Consider the following 21870-nt stretch of genomic DNA (forward strand, 5'->3'; position numbering starts at 1 on the left):
TGAGCATCACACGTCCTCGATCAACAGCACGCCCGGTGCCGATTTCAGCGCGCTTCTGAGCGCTGCATCAAGGCGATAGCGGCCGGGCAGGCGCATCTCGACCTCGGTGCGGTCCTTGAGCTGGGCGACCATGATCACCTCGCCCCCCTGGGCCGTTTCGGCACGCGACAGCCGGGCCTTGAGCGAAGCGGCCTGCGCCACCTCGGCCTGGAGGTGCACGCGAAGGCCTGCATCGTTCTCGCTCATCACCGTGTCGATCAAGGTAGCGTCGTCACCGAACAGGCGCACCTCGCCATCGCCCGACTTCGCCCGCACGCGCAGCAAGACCACGCTCTGCGGCTCCAGATTCTCGCGGCAGCGGCGCAGGGTGTCGCCCGAGAACAGGCACTCGAACTCGCCCGAAGGATCGGAGAAGGTCACGAAGGCGAACTTCTCGCCCGTTCGCGCCGAGGGCCGCTCCTGCTTGCGGCGCACCACCCCGGCCATCATGAAGGCCTCATGCCCCTGCTCGGCCAGCTGCATGGCCTCGGCCACGAGCGTGACGCGCCTGCGCCGCAACATGGCGATCATGTCGTCTAGGGGGTGCCCCGACAGGTAGAAGCCCACGGCCGCCAGCTCCTGATCCAGTCGCTCGGGTGCCGACCACGGCTCCACGGGCTTCAGGCGCGGGCGCGTCGCGGTGGCCTGATCGGCACCGAACAGATTGACCTGGGACGAGGCGCGCTCGGCGGCGACGCTGGCCCCGTAAGCGACCAGAATGTCGGCCTGCTCGACGATCTGGCGCCGGTTGGGGTGGATGGCATCAAAGGCCCCTGCCCGGCCAAGGTTCTCGATCGCCCGCTTGTTGACGCTGCGCGGGTCCACGCGCTCGAGAAAGTCGAAGATGTCGGTGAAGGGGCCGCCGGCCTCGCGCGCGGCTACAACATCGCGCATGGCCTCGATCCCGACATTGCGGATGGCCCCCAGCGCATAGAGCACGGACAGTCGCCCGTCCTCGCCCTCGGCCACGTCGAAGTCGGCCTGGGAGCGGTTGATGTCCGGGGCCAGCACCGGCACCTCGAAGCGCCGCGCATCCTGATAGAAGACCGCCAGCTTGTCGGTGTTCGACAGATCGAGGCTCATGGAGGCCGCCATGAACTCGACCGGATGGTTCGCCTTAAGCCAGCCGGTCTGATAGGCGATCATCGCATAGGCGGCCGCGTGGCTCTTGTTGAAGCCATAGCCCGCAAACTTGGCAACCAGATCGAAGATGCCGCCCGCCTGCTCGGCACTGACGCCCTTTTCCGCTGCGCCGGAGATGAACCGCGCGCGCTGCAGGTCCATCTCTTCTTTTTTCTTCTTGCCCATGGCCCGGCGCAGCAGGTCGGCCTCGCCAAGGCTGTAACCCGCCAGGATCTGGGCGATCTGCATCACCTGTTCCTGATAGATGATAACGCCGTAGGTCTCCTTGAGCACTTCGGTCAGGCTGGGGTGCAGGTAATCCACCTCGGCGCGGCCGAACTTGCGGTCCACATAGGTGTCGATCATCTCCATCGGGCCGGGGCGATAGAGGGAGATGAGCGCCGTGATCTCCTCGATGGAGCCACAGCGCATCTTGCGCAGCGTGTCGCGCATGCCCTGGCTTTCGAGCTGGAACACGCCGACCGTCTGTCCCGAGGCCATAAGCTCATAGGTGCGCGCGTCATCGAGCGGCAGCGCATCAAGATCGCGGGCCGCCCCGCGCTTGGACAGATAGCGGTGCGCGCGGTCCAGAACCGTCAGGGTCTTGAGCCCGAGGAAGTCGAACTTGACCAGTCCCGCACTCTCGACCCACTTCATGTTGAACTGGGTCGCCGGGATTTCGGAGCGCGGATCCTTGTAGAGCGGCACGAGCTGCGTCAGCGGACGATCGCCGATCACGATGCCCGCGGCATGGGTGGAGGCGTTGCGATAGAGCCCCTCCAGCTCCAGCGCCGTGTCCAGCAGGGTCTCGACGGACTTTTCCTGGGCGCGCGCCTCGCGCAGGCGGGGCTCCTGCTCGATGGCCTGGGCCAGCGTCACGGGATTGGCCGGGTTGTTCGGGACCATCTTGGCGAGGCGGTCCACCTGGCCCAACGGCAGTTGCAGCACGCGGCCCACGTCGCGCAGCACGGCACGCGCCTGCAAGGTGCCGAAGGTGATGATCTGGGCCACGCGGTCGCGGCCATAGCGGTTCTGGACGTACTCGATGACCCTGTCGCGCCGCTCCTGACAGAAGTCGATGTCGAAGTCGGGCATGGAGACCCGCTCGGGGTTAAGGAACCGCTCGAACAGCAGGCCGAAACGCAGAGGATCGAGATTGGTGATCGTCAAGGCCCAGGCCACCAGCGAGCCCGCACCCGAACCGCGCCCCGGCCCCACCGGTACGCCCTCGACCTTGGCCCATTTGATGAAGTCGGACACGATGAGGAAATAGCCCGAGAAGCCCATCTGCTGGATGATGGACACCTCCCACTCGAGACGCTTCCAGTAGTCCTCCTCGGGCGCGGCGGGTGTGACCTGTGCCAGACGCGCCTTCAGCCCCTGTCGAGCCTGATAGGCCAGCTCCTCGGGCTCGGTGCGACCGTCGCCGGTCTCAAATCCGGGCAGGATCGGCGCGCGCGTGCGCACCATGAAGGCGCAGCGCCTGGCGATGTCGAGGGTGTTGTCGCAGGCCTCGGGCAGGTCGGCGAACAGGGCGCGCATCTCGTCGCCGGAGCGGAAATAGTGCTGGGGCGTCACCCGGCGCCGCTCGTCCTGACCGATGAAGGCTCCATCGGCCACGCACAGCAGGGCATCGTGCGCGCGCGCCTGTTCCGGCCGGGCGAAGTGAACGTCGTTGGTCGCCACCAGCGGCAGGTCACGAGCATAGGCATGGCGAACCAGGTGCGGCTCGGCCAAGCGCTCACGGTCCAGATCGTGCCGCTGAAGCTCGACATAGAAGCGCCCGGCAAAGGCCTCGGACATGGCCTCAAGCGCCTGATCGCCCTGATCGATCCGCCCCAGCGCATAGAGATTGTCCACAGGGCCGTCGGGGCCGCCGGACAGCAGGATCAGACCCTCACTGTGGCGAACCAGAGCCGACCACGGCACGCAGGGCTCGTTCTCGTCTTCGACGCCATCCAGATAGGCCATGGACGACAGGGCGCACAGGTTCAGATAGCCTACCTCATCCTGAGCCAGCAGCGTGACGGTGGGGGCCTTGGCCCACCGTTCAGGCGGTCGTGCGCCGATACCGCTGACCGGCAGGGCGCAGCCGATGATCGGCTGGACACCGGCGGCACTGGTGCTCTGGCTGAACTCCAGTGCCCCGAAGAGATTGGCGCGGTCGGCCATGGCAACGGCGGGCATGGCCATGCTGGCGGCCAACCTGCCGATCTCGCCGGCCTTGATGGCCCCCTCCAGCAGTGAATAGGCCGAGCGCACGCGAAGATGGACAAACCCCTTCTGCATGACTCGCGCGAACTCCTCTGTCTCAAGGTCAGGGCCGACAGGCGCCCGCGCTAGCCGATCAGGAAACCGACCTGCCAGACCATCCACACGAAGCTAGCGACCGAGACCGCCGAGAGGGTCTCACGAATGAGGCGCAACATGACTTATCCCCAGAAAGGCTGTTCTGGGTCTGTTCTATGTTCTCTTATTGTTCCAGTCAAGCCGCAATGTGGCGCTCAGGCCCGCGTGCCGAGCGCCCTCAGTAGGCGTGGCTTTCGGCGGCACGCTCCTCCAGATGGCCCTCGCGCAGGGCGAACACGCGATCCATGTGCCCGGCCAATTCCATGTTGTGCGTAGCGATCAGCGCGGCCACGCCGGTCTCGCGCACCACGCGGCGCAGGGCGTCGAACACGCTCTGGCTGGTGGTGGGATCGAGGTTGCCGGTCGGCTCGTCGGCCAGCAGCAGGCGCGGCCGGTTCACCAGAGCGCGAGCGATGGCCACGCGCTGCTGCTCTCCACCCGAGAGCTGAGCGGGCTGGTGATGGGTGCGCTCGCCCAGCCCGAGTTCTTGAAGCAGCGCCACCGCCCTGTCTCGTGCCGGGCCCTGGCGCTCGCCTGCGATCCGCAGTGGCAGGGCAACGTTGTCGCGCGCATCGAACTCGGGCAGCAGGTGGTGGAACTGATAGACGAAGCCGATGTGCGACAGGCGAAGGCGCGTCATGCCCCGCTCGCTGAGCGTGCTGGTGTCCTCGCCGTCAATGATGATCCGCCCCGAGGTGGGACGCTCCAGCAGCCCTGCCGCGTGCAGAAGGCTGGACTTGCCCGAGCCTGACGGGCCGATCAGCCCGACGATCTCGCCCGGCACGAGTTCGAGATTGACGCCCTTGAGCACTTCAAGAGCGCTTTGTGCGGTCTCGTAAGTCCGGCCCACATCTACCAGTTTCAGAACACTATTCATAGCGAAGCGCCTCCACCGGGTCGAGACGCGAGGCCGCGCGTGCGGGCAGCAGGGTCGCCAGACATGAGGCGAACAGGGCCCAGAAGGCCACGAACAGCACCTCGCCCCATTCCACCCGCGCCGGAACGTGGGCCAGCATATAGACCTCGGGGTTGAACACCCGCGCGCCTGTCAGCCGTTCGATGAGCTGCTGGATAGGCACGATATAGGTGCAGAACAGCACACCCAGTATCAGCCCCGCGATGGTGCCCGACACGCCGATCAGGGTTCCGGCCGCAAAGAACACCCGCATGATGGCCCCTCGACCCGCGCCGATGGTGCGCAGGATGGCGATGTCGCGGCCCTTGTTCTTCACCAGCATGACGATGCCCGAGATGATGTTCATGGCCGCGATCAGCACGATCAGCATCAGGATGATGCGCATGGCCGTGCGCTCGACCTGCAAGGCTTCCCAGAAACTGGCATTGCGCGTCGTCCAGTCGGTGATGTAGCCGCCCGGCCCCGCCACCTCCTGAATGGCCGGGATGACGCTGCGGGTCTGGTCGGGATCGTCGATCATGACCTCGACCACGTCCCACATGCCGTCCTTGCCGAAGAAGATCTGCGCCTGCTCCAGCGGCATGTAGATGAAGGCCCGATCATAGTCGTTCATGCCGACCTGAAAGATGCCGCCGACCGTATAGGCCTTCTCGAGGCCCAGCGAGCCAAAGGCCGTGCCACCGCCCGTGGGCGACAGCAGCGAGATCACATCGCCCACGCCCACGCCGAGCTGTTCGGCCAGAGCGCGTCCGATCAGCACATTGTCGCCGCCCCACTCGCCCGCGCCAAAGCTGTCGATGGCGGCCTGATCGAGCGAGCTGGCCACCAGGCTCATGCGCGGCAGGTCTTCGGGCCGCACCCCGCGCACGATCACGCCGGAAAGCTGGCCGCCCACGCGCACGGCGGTGTGGGATTCGATCAGGGGCGCGGCCAGGGTGACACGCGGCGTGTCCTGAAGCGAGCGCACCATCTGGTCCCGGTCGGGCCGCGCCAGCGCCTCGCCCTGGATATAGACATGGCCGTTGAAGCCCAGAATCCGGCCCAGCAGCTCGGCGCGGAAACCGTTCATGATGCTCATGACGCTGATCAGCACCGCCACCGCCAGCATGATGCCGAGGAACGAGATGATGGCGATCATCGCCACGCCCCCGTCCTTTCGGCGCGCCTTCAGATAGCGCAGCGCCAGCCCCAGTTCCCATGGCGAGAACGGTCCGGTGAAGCGCGCAGAGCCTCTGTCCGTCATGCGCAGATGATCTCCAGTGCCTGTTCGAGCGGCACCGATTGCCGCTCGCCGGTGGCACGGCGTTTCAGCTCGACCTTGCCCTCGGCAAGGCCCTTGGGTCCGATGATGAGCTGCCAGGGCAGACCGATCAGATCGGCCGTGGCGAACTTGGCACCGGGGCGATCGTCCCGATCGTCGTGCAGAACGCTGCGCCCGCGCTGCTCCAGCGCCTGCACGGCCTGCTCGCACGCCGAAGCTACGGCCTCGTCGTCGGGGCGAAGGTTGATCAGGGCCACATCGAACGGGGCGACCGGATCGGGCCAGATGATTCCGGCCTCATCGTGGCTGGCCTCGATGATCGCACCCACGAGACGCGAGACGCCCACGCCATAGCTGCCCATGTGCACGGGGCGCTCGGCACCGTCGGGCCCGGCCACGAAGGCGCGCATGGGCCGCGAGTATTTCTCGCCGAAATAGAAGATATGCCCCACCTCGATCCCGCGGGCCGACAGGCGGTCGCCCTCGCCCACCTCGGCCTCGAAGCGTGCGGGCTCATGCATCTCCTCGGTGGCGGCGTAGAGGGCGGTGCGCTGATCGACCAGGGCCTGAAGGTCGTCCCAGTCCACGTCCGGGCCGGGCGCGGCCATGTCAACGAGGCGGCGGTCGCAGAACACCTGGCTCTCGCCGGTCTCGGCCAGAATGATGAACTCGTGGCTCAGGTCGCCGCCGATGGGGCCGGTGTCCGCGCGCATCGGAACCGCTTTCAGGCCCATGCGGGAAAAGGTGTTCAGATAGGCCACGAACATCCGGTTGTAGGCCCGGCGCGCGCCTGCCTCGTCCACGTCAAAGGAATAGGCGTCCTTCATCAGGAACTCGCGGCCGCGCATCACGCCAAAGCGCGGGCGCTGCTCGTCGCGGAACTTCCACTGGATGTTGAACAGGTTGAGCGGCAGGTCGCGATAGCTCTTGACGTAGGCCCGGAAGATGTCGGTCACGACCTCCTCGGCGGTCGGCCCGAAGAGCATGTCGCGCTCGTGCCGGTCGGTGATGCGCAGCATCTCCTGACCATAGTCATCATAGCGCCCTGACTCCCGCCACAGGTCGGCCAGCTGCATGGTCGGCATCAGCAGCTCGACCGCGCCTGCGCGCTCCTGCTCCTCGCGCACGATCTGCTCGATGCGCCTCAGCACCTTCAGACCCAGCGGCAGCCAGGCATAGATGCCCGCGGCCTCCTGACGGATGAGGCCGGCGCGCAGCATCAGACGGTGCGAGACGATCTGCGCCTCGGCAGGCGTCTCCTTCAGGGTCGGCAGGAAATAGCGCGACAGGCGCATGAATCAGGTCCGCAGGTCAGAGGCACGCCTGTCATCGAGGCGAACGGGGGAGGATTGGCGATCTAGCCGCTGGCGGGCGCCGATGGCAACGCACAAGCTCAGCTTTTTGGCTGGCCTATTGCACGCCCACATAGGTGCTGGTGACCGGAAAGTCGGGCAGCGGGATCAGGCCGAAGTAGATCACGATCAGCACAAGCACCCAGATCACCAGCGACGCCAGGGTCGTGGTGATGAACTTGCGCTTCAGCTGGTGGGTCGGGGGCGCGCCCCAGTCCCCCCCATCGACAGGGCGCTCGCGCTCGCCTCCCCCCTGGCCCAGTGGCAGGATGGCGAACAGCACCACCCACCAGATTACGATGAAGATGGCAATGGCCGTAAGGGGACCGATCACGGGTGCCCCTCCTGCGGGGCCTGCATCAGCTCGACCAGCACACCGCCGGTGTCCCTGGGGTGCAGGAAGATGATTGGCGTGCCGTGCGCGCCGATGCGCGGCTCGCCGGTGCCGAGGATGGTCGCCCCCTTGGCGCGCATGGCATCGCGTGCGGCGATGATGTCATCGACCTCGAAACAGATGTGGTGCTGGCCGCCCTTGGGGTTGCGCGCCAGAAAGCCGTGCAGGGGCGAGGCCTCGCCCAGTGGCTCGATCAGTTCGATCTGGCTGTTGGGCAGGTCGATGAAGCAGACCCGCACCCCCTGTACGGGCAGATCGAAAGGCGCACCGGACGCGCGGGCACCGAAGAGGGTCTCATAGGCTTTCAGGCTCTCGTCGATGGAGGGCGTGGCCACCCCGACGTGGTTCAGTCTTCCGATCATGTCGTTCTCAGCATCCCGCAGGGGGTGTGGCAGGCAGGCTCAGGATCGCCCGCAGGTTCCAGCCATTGCTTACACCCTCGACGTTCTGGATGCGCCATTCCCCGTTGTCGCGGCGGCACAGGTCATAGGCGACGCGCATGGGCTGTCCGAAGTTGCGAAACTGCGCCTCGATGCGCGAGCCCTCCGGCCCGGCGGCGACCTCGCTCAGGGCAAAGCCTGTGATCTCGGCATCCTGGGCATCAAAGCGGTAGTCGAAGTCTATCAGGGGCTCCTCGCCCGGATCGGGCGTCAGGCCGGGCACAAACTCCTCGGTGAAGAAACGGCGGATCTGGGCAGGCGTGACGGGGATGGAATCCTCGCCATAAAGCGTGCGCACCAGGCTGTCGGGCGGCTCTGCGGGGGTGTCGGCACCCTCGGTGATGGCTGCGGGCTCAGGCAGAGGCTCGGCCTCGCGCGTGGGCGGCCCGTCCTCGGCAGGCGAGCATCCCGCCAGAAACAGCGCGACAAGACACGCTACCGGCAGCGGCACGCTGATACCCATGGCAAAGCCCTCATCTGTTGCAGAGCCTGACAGCTCCCCTCAGGCCCAAGGGTGGCCCATAAAGAGGCGCTCTGCAAATGGGCGCGCGCCGGGCCTTCAGACGCGCAGCACAACGGTCTCCACGATGGGGCGGCGGTCCCACAGGCGTTGCGAGGCCTTCTTCAGACGCCGCGCCACGGCGTGCTCGATGGCGGTGTCGTCGTCACGCTCCTCGCGCTTCAGCCCTTCGACGACGCGCTCGACTTCCTCGGCCAGATCATCCAGCGCATCGCCCAGCGGAAGGGTTTCGTCGCCCGGCAGGCCAAGCGAGCGCATGTCGATGTCGCTGGCCAGCCGCCCCTTGCCGTCCAGGGCGAAGCTGACGATCAGCACGCCATTGGTCGAGGCATGGCGACGCTCGCGCAGGGCCTCGCCCGCCGCAGGCACCAGCATTCCGCCATCGACGTAGAGACGCCCCGCAGGCACCTCGTCTATGATCTCGGCACGGCCCGGCGCAAGGCGCACCATGTCGCCGTTACGCATGGCGACGGCCTCGGGCACCTGAAGGTCGCGCGCCAGATTGACGTGCTCGACCAGATGGCGGCGCTGGCCGTGGGTGGGGATGGCGATGCGCGGGCGCACCCAGCCATACATCTGGCGCAGCTCCTCGCGGCACGGATGGCCCGAGACGTGAATGCCGGGGTGATCCTTTTCGGTGTACAGGCGCACGCCCCGATCGGCCAGCTTGTCCTGCAAGCGCCCGATGGCCAGCTCGTTGCCCGGAATGACCCGCGAGGAAAAGATGCAGTGATCGCCCTGGCCAAGACTGGCATGAGGGTGGGTGCCCTCGGCCAGACGCGACAGCGCCGCGCGCGGCTCGCCCTGGCTGCCGGTGCACAGCAACAGCACCTTCTCCTTGGGAAATACGCGGATCTCGGCATCGGTGAGGAAGGGCTGGATGTCCTGCAACAGGCCCACATGGCGCGCGGCCGCCGTGATGCGGTGCATGGACCGGCCCAGCAGACCGACCCGGCGCCCGGACGCCTCTGCCGCCCGGATCACGCTGTCGAGGCGCGCCACGTTCGAGGCGAAGCAGGCCACGGCGACCCGCCCCCGCAGCTCTCCGATCAGGCGGGTCATGGCCTCGCGCACGCCTTCTTCCGAGCCCGCCGAGCCCTCGACGAAGACGTTGGTGGAATCGCACACCATGGCCAGCACACCCTCGTCGCCAAGGCGCCTGAGCGCATCGACATCGGTGGGTGCGCCCGTGATGGGCTGATCGTCGATCTTCCAGTCACCCGTGTGCAGCACCGTGCCCAGCGGCGTGCGGATGGCCAGACCGTTGGGCTCGGGGATCGAGTGGGTGATCGTCACCAGGGTCATCTCGAACGGACCCAGCTTCAGATCGCCGCCCAGCGGCACCTCGATGATCTCGACCTCGTCGAGAATGCCCGCATCGCGCAGCTTCTCGCGTACCAGATAGGCCGTGAACGGCGTTGCATAGATCGGCACGCGAATGCGCGACCACAGCCAGCCGACCGCCCCGATGTGATCCTCGTGCGCGTGGGTCAGCACGATGCCGAGGACGTTCTCGCCCTCAATGAAGGAGGGGTCGGGCACGATCACATCGACGCCCGGCGTGCTCAGGTCGCCGAAGGTCACGCCCATGTCCACGATCACCCACTGACGCGCGTGTTCCGGCCCGTAGCCATAGAGGTTGAGATTCATGCCGATCTCGTCGGACCCGCCGAGAGGCAGGAACACGAGTTCGTCCGCTTGCTGTTTCTTGCTCATTGGCCTGCCAGATGTGCGTTGCGACGCCAGATTTCCAGCAGGCCGCGAAGGGTGAGGTCGGGATCGAAGTGGTCGATGCAGTCGGTGGCGCCTTCAAACAGCGAGACCACACCGCCGGTGCCGATCACGCTCATGGGCCGCCCCCATTCGGTGCGGATGCGCGCCACCAGTCCTTCGATCAGGCCGATATAGCCCCAGAAGATGCCCGACTGCATATTGGTGACGGTGTCCTTGCCGATCACGCGGGCCGGTCTCTGGATAGCGATGCGCGGCAGCTTGGCGGCGGCATCGTGCAGAGCCTGTAGCGACAGATTGATCCCCGGCGCGATGATGCCGCCCTCGAACGCCCCGTCTGCGGCGACGATATCGAAGGTGGTGGCGGTGCCGCTGTCGATGACGATCAGATCGCCTCTATAGCTCAGGTGCGCGCCGATGGCATTGACCAGCCTGTCAGCGCCCGCCTCGCCCGGATTGTCGATGCGCAGCGCAATGCCCAGATCGACGTTCTCGCCGATCACGAGGGGCTCGATCTCCAGATAGCGGCGCGACAGGTTGCGCAGGTTGAACAGGGACTGGGGCACCACGCTCGAAATGATGCAGCCGTCCAGATCCTTGAGCGAAAGCCCCGCCAGGGCCAGCAGCTGGCTCAGCCAGACGGCATATTCGTCCGCCGTGCGGCTGGCCTCGGTGGCCGTGCGCCACTGGGCGCGCCAGCGCTCGCCGTCATGAACGGCAAACAGCGTGTTGGTATTGCCCTGCTCGATCGCCAGCAGCATCAGACCTGCTCCCCGAAGAAGACATCGCCCGCCGAGATAAGGTGGAGACGGCCCGCATCGTCGATCAGGCGCAGTGCGCCGTCCTCGGCCAGACCATCCGCCCGTCCTGTCAGCGTCTCGTGACCCAGGCGCGCGCTGCATGGGCCGTGCAGCCCGCGCGCGCGGCGGCTCCAGGCGTCGAGCACCGGCCCGTCGCCCGCTCCCTCCCACAGCGACTGCCAGCGTGCAAAGCTTGCGGCCAGCGTCTCCGACACCTGATCCAGATCAGGGGCCTCGCGCAACTCGGGTCTCAGATGCGCGCCGATATGAGTGGCCGGGCGCTCCACGTCCTCGGGATGGGCACGGATATTGATGCCGATGCCCACTGCCAGCCACAGCCCCGCCCCTTCGCCCAGCGATGCGTTCAGCGCACCGGACTCCACCAGTATGCCCGATGCCTTGCGCGCGTCGATCAGCACGTCATTGGGCCATTTGATGCTGACCAGGCTTTCGGGGACATAGAGGCTGATGGTCTCGGCCACAGCGAGGGCCGCGACGAAGCTGACCCGCGCCGCCTCGGCAGGCGGCCTTTGCGTCGTGGTCAGCAAGGTCGCTGACAGATTGCCCTCAGGCGCCGACCAGGCACGCCCGCGACGCCCCCTGCCCGCGCTCTGGCGGCGCGCCACGATCCACAGGGGGCCGACCTCGCCGCGTTCGGCCTTGCGGCGCGCTTCGAGATTGGTCGAGTCGATCTCGTCGAGAATCAGCCGGGGCGCGGGCGCGCTCACGCTCAACCGCCGCCGAGACCCGCCACCGCGCTGGCCGTGATCGGATCGAGGAAGGCGATCAGCACGATCACGCCCGGCAGAGCAAACAGGGCCGCCACATAGGCCACGAAGCGCGGCACTCTGGGCGCGGCATCAACGCCGCCGGGTGCCGGGTCGAACCAGATCACCTTGATGATGCGAAGATAGTAGAAGGCCGCCACCACGGATGCCACCAGACCGGCCGCCGCCGCCATCCACAGCCCTGCACTGATCGCGGCGCCAAACACATAAACCTTGGCCCAGAAGCCCGCGAAGGGCGGCATGCCCAGCACCGACAGCGACAGGGCCGTCAGGGCGATGGCCGTGCCGGGCCGGTCCTTCTTCAGTCCGGCCAGATCCTCGATGCGCCGGATGGGCTTGCCGTCGCGCGACAGGCTGAGCAGGCATGCGAAGAAGCCCAGGGTGTCGATCATGTAGATGACCATGAACACCAGCAGGGCCTGAAGGCCCATGGTCGTGCCCGCTGCGATGGCCAGCAGCGCATAGCCCATATTGGCGATGGACGAATAGGCCAGCAGGCGCTGCACGTCGCGCTGCATCAGACCGCCCAGCGACCCGACCACGAACGAGAGCACGGCAATGATGATCAGCACCTGGCTCCACTGACCCAGCGCGTCGCCAAAGCCGTCCTGAAGCACGCGCGCGAACAGCACCATGGCCGCCAGCTTGGGCGCGGTGGCAAAGAAGGCCACAACCGGCGTGGGCGCGCCCTCATAGACATCGGGCGTCCACATATGGAACGGCGCCGCGGATACCTTGAACGCAAGCCCGCACATCAGGAACACCAGACCGAAGATCAGGCCCACGCCCGTGCCCTCGGCGGCCACGGCGGCGATGTCCTCATAGCGCATAGAGCCGGCAAAGCCGTAGATCAGACCCGCACCGTAAAGCAGCAGACCCGACGACAGGGCACCCAGCACGAAATACTTCAGGCCCGCCTCGGAGGCGCGCGCATCGTCGCGGTGGAATGCGGCCATGACATAGAGCGCCAGCGACTGCAGCTCGATGCCGATATAGGTCGAGATCAGGTCGCCGCTGGAGACCATCATGCTCATGCCGATGGCGGCCAGCACGATCAGGATGGGATATTCAAAGCGCGCTATGCCCTGACGGTGCAGCCACCCGCCGCCCAGCATGATCGCCACGATGCTGAACAGATAGATGCCGACCTTGGCAAAGACGCTGAGGCTGTCGATGACGAAGGCACCGTTGAAGGCCACGCCAAGCGCACCCGTGGCCGAGACGGCCGCAGCCGCAGCCAGCAGGCCTGCGCACACCCACGCCACAAGATCGTGGGCCTTGTCGCCGCGGATCGAGCCGAAGATCAGCACCACCATGGCGCCGATGGCCAGGATCAGTTCGGGAAGGGCCAGATTGAGAGCGGTCTGAAGCATGTCTTATCCGCCCACGGCAGACTGATAGGTGGTCACCAGCGCATCGACAGAGCTGGCCGTGATGTCGAGAACGGCGGCAGGATAGATGCCCAGCCACAAGGTGCCGATGATCAGCGGCGCAAAGATTGCCACTTCGCGCCAGTCCAGATCGGTGATCTCGAACAGCTTGGGATTGCTTAGCTCGCCGAACACGACCTTGCGATAGAGCGTCAGGGCATAAACGGCCGACAGGATCACGCCGAAGGCCGCGCCGAACGCAGTCCATGTCGAGGCCTGATAGGCGCCCACCATGGTCAGGATCTCGCCGATGAAGCCCGAAGTGCCCGGCAGGCCCACATTGGCCATGGTGAACAGCATGAACACGGCGGCGAACCACGGCATCCGGTTGGCCAGACCGCCATAGAAGGCGATCTCGCGCGTGTGCATCCGGTCATAGACAACGCCGACGCACAGGAACAGCGCGCCCGAGATCAGGCCGTGGCTGATCATCTGGAAGACCGCGCCCTGCACACCCTGATCGTTCACCGCAAAGATGCCCATGGTGACAAAGCCCATGTGCGCCACCGACGAATAGGCAATCAGCTTCTTGATGTCGGTCTGACGGAAGGCCACCAGCGAGGTGTAGATGATCGCCACCACCGACAGGGCGAACACCAGCGGCGCGAACATGGCCGAGGCATCGGGGAACATGGGCAGGTTGAAGCGCAGGAAGCCATAGCCGCCCAGCTTCAGCAGTATGCCGGCCAGGATGACCGAGCCTGCGGTCGGTGCCTGGACGTGCGCATCGGGCAGCCAGGTGTGCACGGGCCACATTGGCATCTTGACCGCAAACGAGGCGAAGAAGGCCAGCCAGAGCAGCGGCTGGACCCCGATGGCAAAGTCATAGGCGGCCAGTTCGGGAATGCTCGATGTGCCCGCCGTCGCGAACATGTAGAGCATGGCCGCCAGCATCAGCACCGAGCCCAGCAGGGTGTAGAGGAAGAACTTGTAGGCCGCATAGACCCGGTTCTGCCCGCCCCAGATGCCGATGATCAGGAACATCGGCACCAGCCCGCCCTCGAAGAAGACGTAGAACAGGAACAGGTCGAGCGAGGTGAACACCCCGATGACCAGCGTTTCCAGCACCAGGAACGCGATCATGTATTCCACGACGCGCTCGCGGATCGGCTGCCAGCTCGCCGCGATGCAGATCGGCAGCAGGAACGCGGTCAGCAGGACGAACAGGATCGAGATCCCGTCCACGCCCATGTGATAGCTGATGCCCGCAAACCACGGCACCAGCTCGACGAACTGATAGCCCGGATTGGACTGATCGAAGGCGGCGACCAGCCACACCGACATGGCCAGGGTAAGCAGGCTGGTGATCATGGCGATCCAGCGTGCGCCATTGTCGGTGCGCGCGTCCGCCTGCTTGCTGGCGAGGCGCAGCCCCAGGATCAGCAGCGCGCCGATCAGCGGCGTGAAGGTGATGATGCTCAAGGCATAGGGCATTGGATCAGGCTCCCCACGCGTAGATGGCGAAGGCGAGCAGACCCGCGACCCCCACCAGCATCACGAAGGCATAGTGATAGACATAGCCCGACTGGAGCTTGACCAGCCTGCGGGCGGATTCGAGCGAGGCTCTTGCGGCACCGTTGGGGCCAAGGCCGTCGATGATGCGCACGTCGCCGATCTTCCAGAACAGGTCGCCCAGCGCCTTGGCACCCTTGACGAACACGACGTTGTAAAGCTCGTCAAAGTACCACTTGTTGTAGAGGAAGCTGTGCAGCGGCCCGCCGCGCTCGGCAATGCGCCGCGCCAGACCCGCCTTCACCACATAGATGAAGAAAGCCGCCGCCGTGCCGGTCAGGCTGACGATCAGAGGCGCCCACAGCACCCAGGTCGGCACCTCGTGGCTGTCATGGAGCACATGGTTGCTCTCGGCCGTGAAGATGGCCCCGCGCCAGAACGCTTCCTCGTAGTAGCCGACGAACTGGCCATAGAAGGCAAAGCCCGCCGCCACCGCACCCACCGCCAGCACCAGCAGCGGCACCAGCATGATCCACGGGCTCTCGTGGGGTTTCAGCGGTCCGTGATGGTGCCCGTCGTGGTGATGATCGTGATGGGCCGCCGCCGCATCGTCGGCCAGAGGCTCGGAATGGGTTTCGAACTGCGGGCCGGTCTCGTGCTGGTCCCTGGCGGGGTCGGGGGCTTCGCCCTCCTCCCAGTTGCGCTTCCCATGGAAAGTCATGAAGATCAGGCGCCAGGAATAGAACGCCGTCAGGCCTGCGGCGAACAGGCCGATGAAGAAGGCGAACATTCCGGCCGGATTGTCGGCACCGGCGGCAAAGGCGGTCTCGAGCACCGAGTCCTTGGAGTAGAAGCCCGCGAAGCCGAACTTGAAGTCGATGCCGAAGCGGCTGAGGTCGGGCACGCCGAGGCCCGTGATGGCGATGGTGCCGATCATCATCATGGCATAGGTGACCGGCAGCAGCTTCCACAGCCCGCCCATCTTCCGCATGTCCTGCTCGTGGTGCATCCCGTGGATGACCGAGCCCGCGCCAAGGAACAGCAGCGCCTTGAAGAAGGCGTGGGTGAACAGGTGGAACATCGCCGCCTGATAGGCTCCGACGCCTGCGGCAAAGAACATGTAGCCCAGCTGCGAACAGGTCGAATAGGCGATCACGCGCTTGATGTCGTTCTGGGCCAGACCGACGGTGGCGGCGAACAGGGCCGTGATGGCACCCACGATGGCGATGACGAAGGCGGCCTGGGGCGCGAACTCGTAAAGCGGCGACAGCAGGCAGACCATGTAAACGCCCGCCGTGACCATGGTGGCCGCGTGGATCAGGGCCGAGACGGGCGTCGGCCCTTCCATGGCGTCAGGCAGCCAGGTGTGCAGGAAGAACTGGGCCGACTTGCCCATGGCGCCCACAAACAGCAGCAGGCCCGCCAGATCGAGCGCGCTCCACGTCTGGCCGAGGAAGCTCCAACCCTGCCCGCTCATGGCCGGGATTAGCGGGAACAGCTCGTCAAAGCGGATGGTGCCGAACATCCAGAACACGGTGATGATGCCCAGCGCAAAGCCGAAATCACCCACACGGTTGACGACAAAGGCCTTGATAGCAGCCCCTGAAGCACTGGATTTCTTGAACCAGAATCCGATCAGCAGATAGGATGCAAGGCCCACGCCTTCCCAGCCAAAGAACAGCTGCATGAAATCGTTGGCGGTCACCAGCGCCAGCATGGCGAAGGTGAACAGCGACAGATAGGCGAAGAAGCGCGGCCGGGAATCGTCCTCGGCCATGTAGCCCCACGAATAGAGGTGCACCAGCGCCGACACCGTGGTCACCACGATCAGCATGATCGCCGACAGCGCATCGATGCGGATCGACCAGGTCGAGCGGAAGTCGCCCACATTGATGAAGGGCAGCAGCTCGAGCGTGAAGGTCTCCATCCCGCCCCAGGTGTGGGCCGAGAAGATGATCCACGACACCGCGCAAGAGAACAGCAGCAGGCCCGTGGTCACGCTCTGGGACGCGACATCGCCGATGCGGCGGCCGAACAGGCCGGCGATGGCGGCGCCCAGCAGGGGCGCGAACACACCGAGGGTGACGAGTGTTTGCAGGCTCACCGGATCAGCCCTTCATCATCGAGGCGTCGTCCACGGCGATGTCGCCGCGGTTGCGGAAGAAGGTCACGAGAATGGCCAGGCCCACAGCGGCTTCGGCTGCGGCCACGGTCAGGACGAACATCGCCATGATCTGTCCCGACACGTCGTTCAGATAGGCGGAAAAGGCGACGAAGTTGATGTTCACCGCCAGCAGGATCAGCTCGACCGACATCAGGATGATGATGATGTTCTTGCGGTTCACGAAGATGCCGAACACCCCGATGGTGAACAGCATGGCCGCCACTGCCAGATAGTGCGCCAGCCCGACGATCATTCCGAAATCCCCTTGCCGGTCTCGACCGACACAATGTCCACGGCGTCCGCGCGGCGGCGGCCGACCTGACTGGCGATGTCCTGACGGCGCACATGGGTGCGGTGGCGCAGCGTGAGCACGATGGCCCCGATCATGGCTACCAGCAGCACCAGACCCGCCGCCTGGAACATGTAGACGTAGTCCGTATAGAGCACGCGCCCAATCGCCTCGATGTTGCTCACATCACCCGGCGCAGTCAGGGCCATGCCCGCCGCACGCCCACCCTGGGCGACCGCCATGGTCACCAGCACCATCTCGGCCAGCAGCACGCCCGCGATGATGGTGCCCAGCGGCAGATGCTTCGCAAAGCCCTCTCGCAGGCGCAGGAAGTCCACGTCCAGCATCATGACCACGAACAGGAACAGCACAGCGACCGCGCCCACATAGACCACGACCAGCAGCATGGCGAGGAACTCGGCACCCAGCAGCACGAACAGGCCCGCCGACGAGAAGAAGGCCAGGATCAGCCACAGCACCGAGTGAACCGGGTTGCGGCCCGACACGACCAGCACGCCGGACAGAACCGTCACGGCAGCCAGAAGATAGAATGCGATCGCCTGCAACATCGGCGGGTCGTTGCCCCTGTCTTGCGCTCGGGCCGGGCCTTGGGAAGCACCGGTCGGCTCTGATAATGCGGCATCATGGGCGGGCCCGAGTCAGCCGGTGACGAAATGCGCGCCCCTCTTAGCGATAGGGCGCATCCAGTTCCAGATTCTTCGCGATGACGCGCTCCCACCGGTCGCCGTTCGCCAGCAGGCGCGCCTTGTCGTAGTAGAGTTCCTCGCGCGTCTCGGTGGCGAACTCCTGGTTCGGTCCCTCGACGATGGCATCGACCGGGCAGGCCTCCTGGCACAGGCCGCAGTATATGCACTTGACCATGTCGATGTCGTAGCGGGTCGTGCGGCGACTGCCGTCCGCGCGCGGCTCGGCCTCGATGGTGATGGCCTGGGCGGGACAGATGGCCTCGCACAGCTTGCACGCGATGCAGCGCTCTTCACCGCTGGGATAGCGGCGCAGGGCATGCTCGCCGCGAAAGCGCACCGACTGCGGGTTGCGCTCGAACGGATAGTTCACCGTGGCCTTGGGCCGCAGCATGTATTTCATCGACAGGCCGAACGCGCCGATCACATCCAGCAGCAGCGCACCGCGCACCGCCTGTCCCAATCGCTGCATCATGGCTTAGCTACCGCCTTCCTGAGTATCGTCGGCGCGGAACTCGCGCAGGCCCGCGCACTCGCGCTGAAAGCGCTCGGAGGCGCGATCCAGGGTGCGGCAGCGCGCGAGGGTCTCCTGATAGTCGCGCTCGATGCGCGCCTGACGCTGCTCCCACTGATAGGGCGAGGTGGGATTGGCCTCATAGGCCCCGCATGCGGCCAGAAGCAGGGCCAGGGCACCGAGGGGGATCACTTTGGGCATGGTCATGCGCCGCCTCCATACACGCGCCAGCCCGCCACCAGGACCACGGCCACCAGCGATGTGGGCAGAAACACCTTCCAGCCCAGGCGCATGAGCTGGTCATAGCGGTAGCGCGGCACGAAGGCCTTCACCATGGCGAACATGAAGAACCAGAACACCACCTTGGCCATGAAGGTCAGCAGATAGATGGCGTAGGCCACGAAGGCCGGCAGGCTGTCCAGCACGTCCTGCGGGATGAAGCCGGGGTTCCAGCCGCCCATGAACAGCAGGGTCATGATGGCGCACATCAGCACGATGTTGGCGTACTCGCCGATCATGAACAGCAGATAGGGCGTGGAGGAGTATTCCACCTGATAGCCCGCCACCAGCTCGGACTCGGCCTCGGGCAGGTCGAAGGGCGGGCGGTTGGTCTCGGCCAGGGCCGAGACGAAGAACATGACCAGCATGGGGATCATGACGAAGATCAGCGGCCAGTTGGCCAGGCCGTTGCCGAACATGTTCCAGTTCCAGAACCAGCCGGACTGCGCCTCGACAATGGCCGTCAGGTTCATAGTGCCCGCCAGCAGGATCACCGTGATGATGATGAAGCCGATCGAGACCTCATAGGACACCATCTGGGCCGCCGAGCGCAGGGCACCCAGGAACGGATACTTCGAGTTGGACGCCCAGCCGCCCATGATGATGCCATAGACACCCAGAGAGCTGATCGCGAACAGGTAGAGCACGCCGACATTCAGGTCCGAGATCACCCAGCCGGGCGCGAACGGGATCACGGCCCAGGCGATGAACGCCAGAATGAAGGTGATGAGCGGCGCGAGCAGGAACACCGCCTTGTCGGCTCCCGCCGGCACGACGATCTCCTTGAACACGAACTTGAAGAAGTCCGCGAAGGACTGCAGCAGGCCGAACGGGCCGACCACATTGGGGCCCTTGCGCATCTGCACGCCCGCCCAGATCTTGCGGTCGGCCAGCAGCAGGAAGGCCAGGCTGATCAGTATGCCCACCGTGACCAGCAGGATCTGGCCGATGGTGATGAGGGTCCAGCCCGCAGGCGTCGTCCAGAATTCCATCAGGCGGTCTCGATATAGATGAGATAGGCGAACAGCAGGATCGCGATGAACTGCACCACAAAGGCGATCCGCATGCGCCACACGATGTGATGCACGTCCAGATCATGCAGGCGCCGCTCGGAAGCATAGAGGGCGCGGGTGATCTGGTCCTGTCCCGCCGTATCTTTGCGGGGGTTCAGTCGGCTCGAGAGGTCCATGAAACCCTTCAGCACCACCACCGAACAGGCCATTGCCACGACAAGCGGCAGGAAGACATACAGTGGATAACCGCCAATCATCATCGCCCTACTCCGCTGCCATCAGACGCGCGGAGGTGCGCTGTGCCGAGAGCTCGGCCATGGTCACGCTGGCGCGGGCGATCGGGTTGACCAGATAGGCATCCTTCAGCGCCGGGCCGAAAGCCTGGTCGCCCAGCGTGCCCTTGCGCCCCAGGGCGGCCACATCGAAGCTGAGTGCCTCGGGCAGATAGTCGATGCGCCCGAAGGTCGGATGATCGCTCATCAGGCGTGCACGCAGCTCATCGAGGCTGTCATAGGGCAGCGTATGACCGACACGCTCGGACAGGGCGCGGATGATGGCCCAGTCCTCGCGGGCCTCTCCCTTGGGAAACACCACGCGCTGCGCCATCTGAACGCGGCCTTCGGTGTTGACATAGAGGCCCGGCTTCTCGGTCCAGGCCGCGCCGGGCAGGATCACGTCCGCACCGTGTGCGCCCGCATCGCCGTGGCTGCCCAGATAGACCTTGAAGGCATCGCTGGCCGAGGTGTCGATCTCGTCCGCACCCAGCAGGAAAAGCACGCCCAGCGCACCGGGCTGCACCATCTGCATGGCCGACAGCCCGCCCTGTGCGGGGATGAAGCCCATGTCGAGGCCGCCCACGCGCGCAGCCGCGCAGTGCAGCACGTTGAAACCGTTCCAGCCTTCGCGCACGACCCCATATTTGGCCGCCAGCGCACCGATCTGGTTGAGGACCGCAGCGCCGCTGTCGCCCGCCAGGGCCGCCGTGCCGACGATGATGGCGGGGCGCTCGGCCCCCGCCAGCAGGTCGCCCGCCGCCTTGGGCAGGCGCGCCAGGGTCTTGGTGCCTGCGCCCAGCCACTGATAGTCATAGGTCAGGTCGGACTGCTCGCCGATCAGCATGATCTCGGAGCGCCCGGCCAGCCAGCTCTTGCGCAGGCGCGCGTTCAGCAGCGGCGCCTCAAGGCGCGGATTGACCCCGACCAGCAGCACCACATCGGCCTGTTCGATGCCGGCGATGCCCGTGTTGAACAGCCAGCCTTCGCGCGGACCTTCGCCCAGGGCAGCGCCATCCTGGCGACAGTCGGTGTTGGCAGAGCCCAGCGCCCGCATCAGGTCGAGCGTCGCCTTCATGGACTCGGCGTCCTGAAGATCACCGGCGATGGCACCGATGCGCTCCCCGCCCGCCGCCTTCAGGCGCCCGGCGACCACGCCAAGGGCCTCGTCCCATGATGCGGGGCGCAGCCGCCCGTTCTCGCGAACATAGGGACGGTCGAGGCGCTGGCGCGACAGGCCGTCGACCACATAGCGGCTGCGGTCCGAAAGCCATTCCTCGTTGATGGCCTCGTTCACGCGCGGCAGGATACGCATGACCTCGGCACCGCGAGAGTCGGCACGGATGTTGGAGCCGAGCGCGTCCATCACGTCGATGGTCTCGGTCTTCTTCAGCTCCCAGGGGCGATAGTTGTATTGCCACGGGCGGTGGGTCAGGGCACCCACCGGGCACAGGTCGTTGACATTGCCAGAAAGCTCTGAATCGACGGCCTTTTCCAGATAGGTCGTGATCTCGGCCCCCTCGCCGCGGCTGACCATCCCGATATCCGGCACGCCCGCGACCTCGGTGATGAAGCGCACACAGCGCGTGCACTGGATGCAGCGCGTCATGAAGGTCTTGATGGTCGGGCCCATGTGCTTTTCTTCGACCGCGCGCTTGTTCTCGGCATAACGAGAGCCGTCGCGGCCATAGGCCATGGCCTGATCCTGCAAATCGCACTCACCGCCCTGATCGCAGATGGGGCAGTCGAGCGGATGGTTGATCAGCAGGAACTCCATCACCCCCTTGCGGGCCTTCTCGACCAGCGGGGTGTTGGTGAAGATTTCCTGGCCATCGGCGGCGGGCAGCGCACAGGACGCCTGCGGCTTGGGCGGGCCGGGCTTCACCTCGACCAGGCACATGCGGCAGTTGCCCGCGATGGACAGGCGCTCGTGATAGCAGAAGCGCGGAATCTCCTCGCCCGCCCGCTCCGCGACCTGCAGAACGGTCATGCCGGGCTCGAACTCGACCTCGACGCCATTGACCTTGGCTGTGGGCATTGT

Annotated in this window: 21 protein-coding genes; all 21 read right to left on the bottom strand. The window is 65.8% G+C overall.

Annotation, left to right across the window (positions count from 1 at the left end):
* Nucleotides 1-6 precede the first annotated feature (6 nt).
* The 21 genes from dnaE to nuoG all read right to left on the bottom strand — a co-directional run bounded on the left by dnaE (nucleotide 7) and on the right by nuoG (nucleotide 21867).
* Nucleotides 7-3450 (bottom strand): DNA polymerase III subunit alpha, encoded by a 3444-nt coding sequence (gene dnaE, locus ACK4E3_RS01725; protein WP_409695450.1) that lies wholly within the window; start codon nucleotides 3448-3450, stop codon nucleotides 7-9.
* Nucleotides 3451-3500: 50 nt separating this feature from the next.
* Nucleotides 3501-3590, bottom strand: coding sequence for a cell division inhibitor SidA (sidA, locus tag ACK4E3_RS01730; RefSeq protein WP_409695453.1), 90 nt, complete (start codon nucleotides 3588-3590; stop codon nucleotides 3501-3503).
* A gap of 98 nt (nucleotides 3591-3688) precedes the next feature.
* On the bottom strand, nucleotides 3689-4387 hold the full coding sequence (locus ACK4E3_RS01735; protein WP_409695456.1) for an ABC transporter ATP-binding protein: 699 nt from the start codon (nucleotides 4385-4387) through the stop codon (nucleotides 3689-3691).
* Entirely contained in the window at nucleotides 4380-5669 is a 1290-nt protein-coding gene (locus tag ACK4E3_RS01740; RefSeq protein WP_409695459.1) for a lipoprotein-releasing ABC transporter permease subunit, read from the bottom strand. Before ACK4E3_RS01740 ends, ACK4E3_RS01735 begins: the two co-directional genes overlap by 8 nt.
* Nucleotides 5666-6982, bottom strand: a complete 1317-nt coding sequence (gene proS, locus ACK4E3_RS01745; protein WP_409695462.1) for a proline--tRNA ligase — start codon at nucleotides 6980-6982, stop codon at nucleotides 5666-5668. Before proS ends, ACK4E3_RS01740 begins: the two co-directional genes overlap by 4 nt.
* Before the next feature lie 115 nt (nucleotides 6983-7097).
* Entirely contained in the window at nucleotides 7098-7373 is a 276-nt protein-coding gene (locus ACK4E3_RS01750) for a DUF1467 family protein (protein ID WP_409695465.1), read from the bottom strand.
* Nucleotides 7370-7795: a methylmalonyl-CoA epimerase gene (mce, locus tag ACK4E3_RS01755; RefSeq protein ID WP_409695468.1), complete on the bottom strand. Its 426-nt coding sequence runs from the start codon at nucleotides 7793-7795 to the stop codon at nucleotides 7370-7372. The genes ACK4E3_RS01750 and mce overlap by 4 nt, the downstream gene beginning before the upstream one ends.
* 7 nt (nucleotides 7796-7802) lie before the next feature.
* Nucleotides 7803-8336 (bottom strand): hypothetical protein, encoded by a 534-nt coding sequence (locus tag ACK4E3_RS01760; protein WP_409695471.1) that lies wholly within the window; start codon nucleotides 8334-8336, stop codon nucleotides 7803-7805.
* A 96-nt stretch (nucleotides 8337-8432) separates the two neighbouring features.
* Nucleotides 8433-10109, bottom strand: coding sequence for a ribonuclease J (locus ACK4E3_RS01765; RefSeq protein ID WP_409695474.1), 1677 nt, complete (start codon nucleotides 10107-10109; stop codon nucleotides 8433-8435).
* Entirely contained in the window at nucleotides 10106-10888 is a 783-nt protein-coding gene (locus ACK4E3_RS01770; protein ID WP_409701002.1) for a type III pantothenate kinase, read from the bottom strand. The genes ACK4E3_RS01765 and ACK4E3_RS01770 overlap by 4 nt, the downstream gene beginning before the upstream one ends.
* Nucleotides 10885-11652, bottom strand: coding sequence for a biotin--[acetyl-CoA-carboxylase] ligase (locus tag ACK4E3_RS01775; protein WP_409695477.1), 768 nt, complete (start codon nucleotides 11650-11652; stop codon nucleotides 10885-10887). Before ACK4E3_RS01775 ends, ACK4E3_RS01770 begins: the two co-directional genes overlap by 4 nt.
* A gap of 2 nt (nucleotides 11653-11654) precedes the next feature.
* Entirely contained in the window at nucleotides 11655-13085 is a 1431-nt protein-coding gene (gene nuoN, locus ACK4E3_RS01780; RefSeq protein WP_409695480.1) for an NADH-quinone oxidoreductase subunit NuoN, read from the bottom strand.
* Between the two features lie 3 nt (nucleotides 13086-13088).
* Nucleotides 13089-14576, bottom strand: coding sequence for an NADH-quinone oxidoreductase subunit M (locus ACK4E3_RS01785; RefSeq protein ID WP_409695483.1), 1488 nt, complete (start codon nucleotides 14574-14576; stop codon nucleotides 13089-13091).
* A gap of 4 nt (nucleotides 14577-14580) precedes the next feature.
* Nucleotides 14581-16692 carry an NADH-quinone oxidoreductase subunit L gene (nuoL, locus tag ACK4E3_RS01790; RefSeq protein ID WP_409701005.1) on the bottom strand — a complete coding sequence of 704 codons (2112 nt, stop codon included), beginning with the start codon at nucleotides 16690-16692 and terminating at the stop codon, nucleotides 14581-14583.
* 10 nt (nucleotides 16693-16702) lie between these two features.
* Nucleotides 16703-17008, bottom strand: a complete 306-nt coding sequence (gene nuoK, locus ACK4E3_RS01795) for an NADH-quinone oxidoreductase subunit NuoK (protein ID WP_409701008.1) — start codon at nucleotides 17006-17008, stop codon at nucleotides 16703-16705.
* Entirely contained in the window at nucleotides 17008-17616 is a 609-nt protein-coding gene (locus ACK4E3_RS01800; RefSeq protein ID WP_409695486.1) for an NADH-quinone oxidoreductase subunit J, read from the bottom strand. Before ACK4E3_RS01800 ends, nuoK begins: the two co-directional genes overlap by 1 nt.
* 118 nt (nucleotides 17617-17734) lie before the next feature.
* Nucleotides 17735-18226: an NADH-quinone oxidoreductase subunit NuoI gene (gene nuoI, locus ACK4E3_RS01805; RefSeq protein WP_409695489.1), complete on the bottom strand. Its 492-nt coding sequence runs from the start codon at nucleotides 18224-18226 to the stop codon at nucleotides 17735-17737.
* 3 nt (nucleotides 18227-18229) lie between these two features.
* The gene (locus tag ACK4E3_RS01810; RefSeq protein WP_409695492.1) at nucleotides 18230-18472 is read right to left on the bottom strand and encodes a hypothetical protein; all 243 of its coding nucleotides are present in this window, start codon (nucleotides 18470-18472) and stop codon (nucleotides 18230-18232) included.
* Entirely contained in the window at nucleotides 18469-19536 is a 1068-nt protein-coding gene (gene nuoH / locus ACK4E3_RS01815) for an NADH-quinone oxidoreductase subunit NuoH (RefSeq protein ID WP_409695495.1), read from the bottom strand. Before nuoH ends, ACK4E3_RS01810 begins: the two co-directional genes overlap by 4 nt.
* Complete coding sequence (locus tag ACK4E3_RS01820; protein ID WP_409695498.1) at nucleotides 19536-19817, bottom strand: hypothetical protein; 282 nt, start codon at nucleotides 19815-19817, stop codon at nucleotides 19536-19538. The genes nuoH and ACK4E3_RS01820 overlap by 1 nt, the downstream gene beginning before the upstream one ends.
* Nucleotides 19818-19821: 4 nt before the next feature.
* Nucleotides 19822-21867 carry an NADH-quinone oxidoreductase subunit NuoG gene (nuoG, locus tag ACK4E3_RS01825; protein WP_409695501.1) on the bottom strand — a complete coding sequence of 682 codons (2046 nt, stop codon included), beginning with the start codon at nucleotides 21865-21867 and terminating at the stop codon, nucleotides 19822-19824.
* Nucleotides 21868-21870 lie beyond the last annotated feature (3 nt).

It is taken from the genome of Brevundimonas sp., from assembly GCF_046299595.1.
Classification (GTDB): domain Bacteria; phylum Pseudomonadota; class Alphaproteobacteria; order Caulobacterales; family Caulobacteraceae; genus Brevundimonas.

Coding starts and splice junctions, on each gene's coding strand:
- dnaE (WP_409695450.1), bottom strand. CDS start 3,450: ATGCAGAAGGGGTTTGTCCATCTTCGCGTGCGCTCGGCCTATTCACTG.
- sidA (WP_409695453.1), bottom strand. CDS start 3,590: ATGTTGCGCCTCATTCGTGAGACCCTCTCGGCGGTCTCGGTCGCTAGC.
- ACK4E3_RS01735 (WP_409695456.1), bottom strand. CDS start 4,387: ATGAATAGTGTTCTGAAACTGGTAGATGTGGGCCGGACTTACGAGACC.
- ACK4E3_RS01740 (WP_409695459.1), bottom strand. CDS start 5,669: ATGACGGACAGAGGCTCTGCGCGCTTCACCGGACCGTTCTCGCCATGG.
- proS (WP_409695462.1), bottom strand. CDS start 6,982: ATGCGCCTGTCGCGCTATTTCCTGCCGACCCTGAAGGAGACGCCTGCC.
- mce (WP_409695468.1), bottom strand. CDS start 7,795: ATGATCGGAAGACTGAACCACGTCGGGGTGGCCACGCCCTCCATCGAC.
- ACK4E3_RS01760 (WP_409695471.1), bottom strand. CDS start 8,336: ATGGGTATCAGCGTGCCGCTGCCGGTAGCGTGTCTTGTCGCGCTGTTT.
- ACK4E3_RS01765 (WP_409695474.1), bottom strand. CDS start 10,109: ATGAGCAAGAAACAGCAAGCGGACGAACTCGTGTTCCTGCCTCTCGGC.
- nuoN (WP_409695480.1), bottom strand. CDS start 13,085: ATGCTTCAGACCGCTCTCAATCTGGCCCTTCCCGAACTGATCCTGGCC.
- ACK4E3_RS01785 (WP_409695483.1), bottom strand. CDS start 14,576: ATGCCCTATGCCTTGAGCATCATCACCTTCACGCCGCTGATCGGCGCG.
- ACK4E3_RS01800 (WP_409695486.1), bottom strand. CDS start 17,616: ATGTTGCAGGCGATCGCATTCTATCTTCTGGCTGCCGTGACGGTTCTG.
- nuoI (WP_409695489.1), bottom strand. CDS start 18,226: ATGATGCAGCGATTGGGACAGGCGGTGCGCGGTGCGCTGCTGCTGGAT.
- ACK4E3_RS01810 (WP_409695492.1), bottom strand. CDS start 18,472: ATGACCATGCCCAAAGTGATCCCCCTCGGTGCCCTGGCCCTGCTTCTG.
- nuoH (WP_409695495.1), bottom strand. CDS start 19,536: ATGGAATTCTGGACGACGCCTGCGGGCTGGACCCTCATCACCATCGGC.
- ACK4E3_RS01820 (WP_409695498.1), bottom strand. CDS start 19,817: ATGATGATTGGCGGTTATCCACTGTATGTCTTCCTGCCGCTTGTCGTG.
- nuoG (WP_409695501.1), bottom strand. CDS start 21,867: ATGCCCACAGCCAAGGTCAATGGCGTCGAGGTCGAGTTCGAGCCCGGC.